General features: G+C 63.7%; 6 protein-coding genes. 2 read left to right on the top strand and 4 right to left on the bottom strand.

Annotated features, from left to right (window positions below; translation table 11 throughout):
• The first annotated feature begins 548 nt into the window (after positions 1-548).
• Both ACOZK4_RS17190 and ACOZK4_RS17185 read left to right on the top strand, forming a co-directional pair.
• The gene (locus ACOZK4_RS17190) at positions 549-974 is read left to right on the top strand and encodes a DUF5330 domain-containing protein (RefSeq protein ID WP_421592939.1); all 426 of its coding nucleotides are present in this window, start codon (positions 549-551) and stop codon (positions 972-974) included.
• Between the two features lie 147 nt (positions 975-1,121).
• Positions 1,122-1,541, top strand: a complete 420-nt coding sequence (locus ACOZK4_RS17185) for a SufE family protein (RefSeq protein WP_244760345.1) — start codon at positions 1,122-1,124, stop codon at positions 1,539-1,541.
• On the opposite strand, the gene ACOZK4_RS17180 is transcribed toward ACOZK4_RS17185, so the two are convergent.
• The 4 genes from ACOZK4_RS17180 to ACOZK4_RS17165 form a co-directional block, all read right to left on the bottom strand.
• The gene (locus tag ACOZK4_RS17180; protein WP_421592938.1) at positions 1,538-2,620 is read right to left on the bottom strand and encodes a hypothetical protein; all 1,083 of its coding nucleotides are present in this window, start codon (positions 2,618-2,620) and stop codon (positions 1,538-1,540) included. The genes ACOZK4_RS17185 and ACOZK4_RS17180 overlap by 4 nt on opposite strands.
• A gap of 1 nt (position 2,621) precedes the next feature.
• Positions 2,622-3,758: a cache domain-containing protein gene (locus ACOZK4_RS17175; protein ID WP_421592937.1), complete on the bottom strand. Its 1,137-nt coding sequence runs from the start codon at positions 3,756-3,758 to the stop codon at positions 2,622-2,624.
• A gap of 154 nt (positions 3,759-3,912) precedes the next feature.
• Positions 3,913-4,701, bottom strand: a complete 789-nt coding sequence (locus ACOZK4_RS17170) for a DUF6456 domain-containing protein (RefSeq protein ID WP_421592936.1) — start codon at positions 4,699-4,701, stop codon at positions 3,913-3,915.
• Positions 4,694-5,056, bottom strand: a complete 363-nt coding sequence (locus tag ACOZK4_RS17165; protein WP_409530421.1) for a helix-turn-helix domain-containing protein — start codon at positions 5,054-5,056, stop codon at positions 4,694-4,696. The genes ACOZK4_RS17170 and ACOZK4_RS17165 overlap by 8 nt, the downstream gene beginning before the upstream one ends.
• Between the last annotated feature and the right edge of the window lie 417 nt (positions 5,057-5,473).

Raw genomic sequence — 5,473 nt, 5'->3', positions numbered from 1 at the left:
CCCACGCCAGCAACGCCAGCAACGGCGCCCAGGCGGGCGGCCATTCTGTCAGCGATGATGGTCAATTGGCGCAACGCAAAACCCTGTCGTTCATGTTCTTTTCTGTGAGCCCAAAATCGCACCGGCGACTTAGGAAAGGATAAACGGGGTGGCCCGGAAAGGGGGCCAAAAAGCCCCAAAAGTCCCATTTCGGGGCAATCCAACGGCCATTCGTCCGGCGTGGTTAACGGGGCGTAAGCGCCTCATTTTGCGGCATTTTTCTGTTCGTATTAACTTCTGGGGCAAGGTGGTCGAAAGCCGCCTCCCGGCATTCCGGCACCTCGGGGTCGGCGGGGCCGCCTTCATCCTTAACGGGGATCGCTAAAATCTGCCTCAAATGCCGGTAAAGCTGCCGATCGTTCGAATTTTACTTAAAACTGGGCAAAACCTGATTGATTCCTGCAAAGGGGAATTTCCTTCCGGCCCCTATTCTCGCATCAACGGTTCGCCAAGGACCAATCAAGCCGAAGGCCGCCAAGAGCCAAGGCGTATAATGAGGATGGCAAGCGATGTGGTTTCTGATCAAGGGAACGTTCTGGTTCTCACTTGTGCTGGTGCTGCTGCCCTTCCTGGATCCGGCCTCGTCCGCGAAACTGGAAAAGGGGCCGAGCGTAGAGCTCGGCGATACGTTCAGCGCCGCCACCGAAGCGCTCAATTATGTGACGGCCATGTGCCTGGAAAAGCCTGACGTCTGCCAGAAGGGGACTGAAACCTTCGTGGCGCTCGGCCACCGGGCACGGGAAGGCGCGCATATCGCCTACAAGTTCCTCGATACCCAGTTTGCCGAAGACGACGCCGTCGCCAAGGCTGAGCCGGCGGAAGGCGAAGCCCTCGACCAGCCGCTGCCGAAGATGGCGGCCAATGTCGATGCCGACGCCGAGGTCATCACCGGCACCATCGCCATCCCGACCCGCCGCCCCGATCACAAGGGCTGACGCCGCGTCCATCTTCTAAAATTTCTGCCTGTAAGTTTACTGCCTGCCTGAATCGTTGCCCTGCAACCGCCGTATGGACCCTGTCCCTACGGCGTTTATTTTTGTGCCGGTCTCGCCTATATCAGGGCAAACTTCGAGAGACCCGCCATGGCCACGCTGCAAGAGATCATCGACGACTTCGCCTTCCTGGAAGAATGGGAGGATCGCTACCGTTTCGTCATCGAACTCGGCAAGGCGCTGCCCGATCTCGCCGAAGACAAGCGCACGGCGGCCAACAAGGTGCAGGGCTGCGCCAGCCAGGTCTGGCTCGTCAGCCACACCGGCGAAGGTGCGGATCCCGTCATGACCTTCGAGGGCGATTCGGACGCCCATATCGTGCGCGGCCTCGTCGCTATCGTGCTCGCCATCTATTCCGGCAAGCGCGCCTCCGAGATCGCGGCGCTCGACGCCATCGACACGTTCAACACGATCGGCCTCGTCGAACACCTCTCCTCGCAGCGCGCCAATGGCCTGCGCTCGATGATCAAGCGCATCCGCGAGGAAGCCGCCATCAAGGTCGCCGCCTAGACATAGGCGGCGAACAGGAAGGACATTGCCAGCACGAAGATCAGCGTCGGGATCGCCCACATGATCGCGCTATAGGCCTGCTCCTGCACATAGGGGCCGAAGAAGCGCGCCACCACGTTGAAGCGCGAGAAGACGACGTTGACAAAGAGCGCCGAGGCGAGCCCGATATAGTTCAGTGCAAACAGCCTGTTCACCGTGTTGTCGCCGACCGACAGCACCGTATAGCTGCTGTAGACCGTGAAATTCAGCGCGATGATGGCGAAGAGGCCGCCGATGATGATGTTGACCATCTCATAGGTATCCACCTGGAAGACGCCGTCCTCCATGGTGTTGAGCCAGATCGCCAGCTGCGGAATGAGCAGCGACGCAAGCAGCGGAATGAAGATCGAGGCGACGACGAGGCCGAGCTTGCGCTGGACATCCAGTGAGGCGACGACGCGCGCATGGGTGCCGTTGTACCAGCCCGGCTGCGGCGCGCTCTTCAGGTCGATCAGGCCGATGGTCCAGCCGCCGAGTTCCGCATGGGCCGAGGGCCGGCTGAAATCGATGTCGGACTGGTCGAAGCGCAGGACCATCTCCGCCGTCGTCAGCCCGTTGGCCGCTATCTCTATGGCGAGTTTCTGGCGGTCGAAGGGGAAACGCTCGACATTGACGTCGACGGTGAAATCGGCCGTCACCCGGTGCAGCAGCTCCGCCTGGCCGGTCGGATAGATTTTCAGGCCATATTCCGAAAGCTCCGCTTCGCCGACCTGGTTGGCGATGCGCACCGGCGGGGTCCAGATCTCCTTCATGCGCGCCTCGGCTGCACTGCCGCGCAGCGTTTCCGGCGTGCCGCCGCCATCGGTACCGCTCGCAAGGCGCGAATCGGACCAGCGCAGGCGCAGGTCCACCGTGGCGCGGAATTTCCCCGCATTCTCGTCGAAACTCTCGATCGACAGCACCGTCGCTGCCGCCTGCACGGCAATCGGCAGGCCCTTGTCGCGCGGCAAAGTGGGATCGGCGAGTGCCGGGGCTGAGAAGGCGGCGAGGAGCGCGATCAGTGCCGCGAGGCCGGCGGCCGTGAAACGGAAAATCCCCATGTCACAGCGCCTTTTCCGGCTCGGCGCGGCGGCTTCGGATACGGTCGTAGAGCTGGACCATCGGCTGCATTTCCGCGGGGAAGCTTTCCGCTCCTTCGATCGGTGCCAGCTTCCCGCCGTGGCTCACCGCCTCGAAGCGATCGCCGAGCACCGCCAAGGGCCGCAGCAGGAAGCCGCGCAGCACGATGAGGATGAAGGCGGCGAGCAGCACGATGGCGACGAGGGTGACGACCCCCTGCCAGATCAGCAACCGGCTGACGGCGGCGCGCGAGGCGCTGAAATCCTGCGTCGCGGCAATGACGCCGAGCGGCGTGCCCGACCCGCTGTTGACCGGCAAAAGCACGACGCCGCGGGCAAGCCCCTGGGCCTCGCGCACATAATGCGACGGCTCGTTGACGACGGCGATATCGCCGGGGCCAGCAAGCTCGGCCATCAGCTGCGCATTGGTCGCCTCGATGCGGATATATTTGCCGACGCGGTTCTGCTCGCCCATGCGCTCGGGATCGACGCCCTGGCCGTATTCCTTCAACACGCTTTCATCGACGAACAGCGCGAGATCAAGGCCATAGGCGGTCTTGAGGGCGGAGAGCAACGGGCCGTAATCGATGCCGATCTCGAAGGTGCCGATATGTTTTCCGGCCGGGTCCAGCACCGGCGAAACGCCGAAAATGCCCGGTCCGTTGCGCGCGACGGCCGCCCCCTTCATCGGCACCCGCTCCTTGTTGGCCGCCACGACGAGCGGACGAGAGCGGCTCAGGTCATCGCCGAATTTTGCGGGATCGTGCAGGCGCAGGAACGAGATGGCATCGGCCGTGTGGAACTGCGCCTGGTCGACGCCGTGGCGCGCCTTCTGGCCGGCGAACATCGCCGAGAGTTCCGCATTCAGCCCCGCCCGGTCGCCTGCGGCGAAGAGCCGGCGCACGGTCGGCAGTTCGGCGATCAGCTCGGCGCGCGCGAGCGCCTTGTTTTCCGAATCGCGGATCGCCGTTTCGACGATCGCCTGCATGGTCTGGAACTGGTTGCCTTCGACGGCATCGGTCATGCCGGAAAACAGGCGGCTGGTCACCAGCGCGGCGCCGGCCACGACGATGACGACAGCCAGGATGAGAGCAACGGGAGCGCTGCGCCGGAAGGTCATGAACGGCCTGCAATAGTTGAGAAAGCTGAAATGGTTGACGCGGAGTTAACAGCATTTTCTAAACTGGGGATAGCAGGATTTTCGACGACCATTTTTGATCATCGATCCGGAGTGAAGACCCCGTTTTCGCCGGAGCCTTCACGATGGGGCAGTGTCAGCGCGGCAGGTCCGGCCGATATCGCTCGCCACCCCAGGCGTGTGTCCGGCGCGACGAGGGCGCGGGCGGCGCATAGTGACGGGCCAGCGCCATCAGGGCAGCGCGCAGCATGAGCTTCGCCGAGCGGGCGGGCCATTGCCGCTCGCGCTCCACCGTCTCCAGCCCCTTGAGGAAACAGCAGACATCGAGCGCGACGCCGGACAGTTCCGGCCCGATCGCCTCGATGGCTCGGGCAACGCGCAGGCGGGCGGCCAGTGCGGTGTCCGTCAGTTCGCGCGCCGCCCCCGCCTCGCCTTTCTGGCGGGTTGCGATACGCGGCTCCCAGGACATGGTCATCTTCGGCTGGAGGCCGCCGCGCGTGAAATCGGCATACAGCCGCTCGCCGGCGGCAAGGGCGTCTTCCGGCAGCCAAGCCTCCCCCGTTTTCTCCTTCAGCCGGGCGAGCGCGGCAAGCGGCGATTCCAGCCGGTTGGCCGTCGCCGTCTCCCGGTTTCCCTCGCGCACGACCACGACCGGCGCCAGATCGCGATGCTGCGCGGCGAACGGCGTTTCGGCATCGCACAGGCGGCGCCTGAGATGGGCGCGCGCCTCCGGCATTGCCCGCAACCGCCCGCCAACAGGGGTGACGAGACCGAGCCGCACCGCCTCCTCGAGCACCGCGCGGGAAACCGTTTCCTTCCGACCGTTCGCGGCCAAAAGTCCCTCCCCGTCGAACGATACATCCCCGACCGTCAGCAAAAAGCGCAAAACCTTTGCAAGCGCGGCATCCTTCTTTGCCTCAACCATGGCTGCCGATCCCCGCCGGGCCGAAGACCGAGAGCACGACGCGCTCGATCGCCGAAACGAAGGCATCGAAGGCGGCATCGTCGCGCCGGTCCTCCACGACATTGCAGGCATGGCCGACCGTCGTGCGGTCCCGCCCGAAAGCGGCCCCGATCTCCGACAGCGACAGCTGCAGCACGACATGGCAGACATACATGGAGATCTGGCGCACATGGCAGGTGGAGCGACGGCTGTCACGGCGCCAGAGCGGCCGCTCGCTCGCCATCGCCGTCATTTCGAGCACGAGCTGGCGCACGATACGGCAGGCGGTGCCCGACGGCACGGTGGGCGTATCCAGGCCGGCGATGACCCGTCGCACCCCATGCCCCTCCCTTCCGGCCTCCTCTCCCTTTGTTTCCAGCGCCGCCGGCCGGGTGTTTCGGGATGCCCGCCTCTGGGATACGATGAACTGATGCATGACTGGCCACTCCGTTGATAGGAATTTATTCATACACCCTAGAGGACAAGCGGGGATGAATGAAGCACCAATCCGCAACCATTCATTGAATACGTTTAAAATTTTGCCGTCTGCATCCTCTTTGTAGGCTTATATTCCTTATTGCGAAAACCACGTCGGATTGTTGCCAGCCAGGAGCGCCGAATCGGGCCGCACCCGCGACAACCACGCGCAAAAGCAAAAGGCCGGAGCGTCACCGCTCCGGCCTTCATCAATTCTTGTCCTGCCTTGAAGACTTATTTGCCCTTGCGGCGCTGGCCGAGGCCCATTTCCTTGGCG

Origin of the sequence: Shinella sp. M27, from assembly GCF_049199905.1 — a bacterium.
Taxonomy (GTDB): domain Bacteria; phylum Pseudomonadota; class Alphaproteobacteria; order Rhizobiales; family Rhizobiaceae; genus Shinella.
The sequence above is the reverse complement of the archived record's forward strand: the minus strand, read 5'-3'. Positions and strand labels throughout refer to the sequence as shown.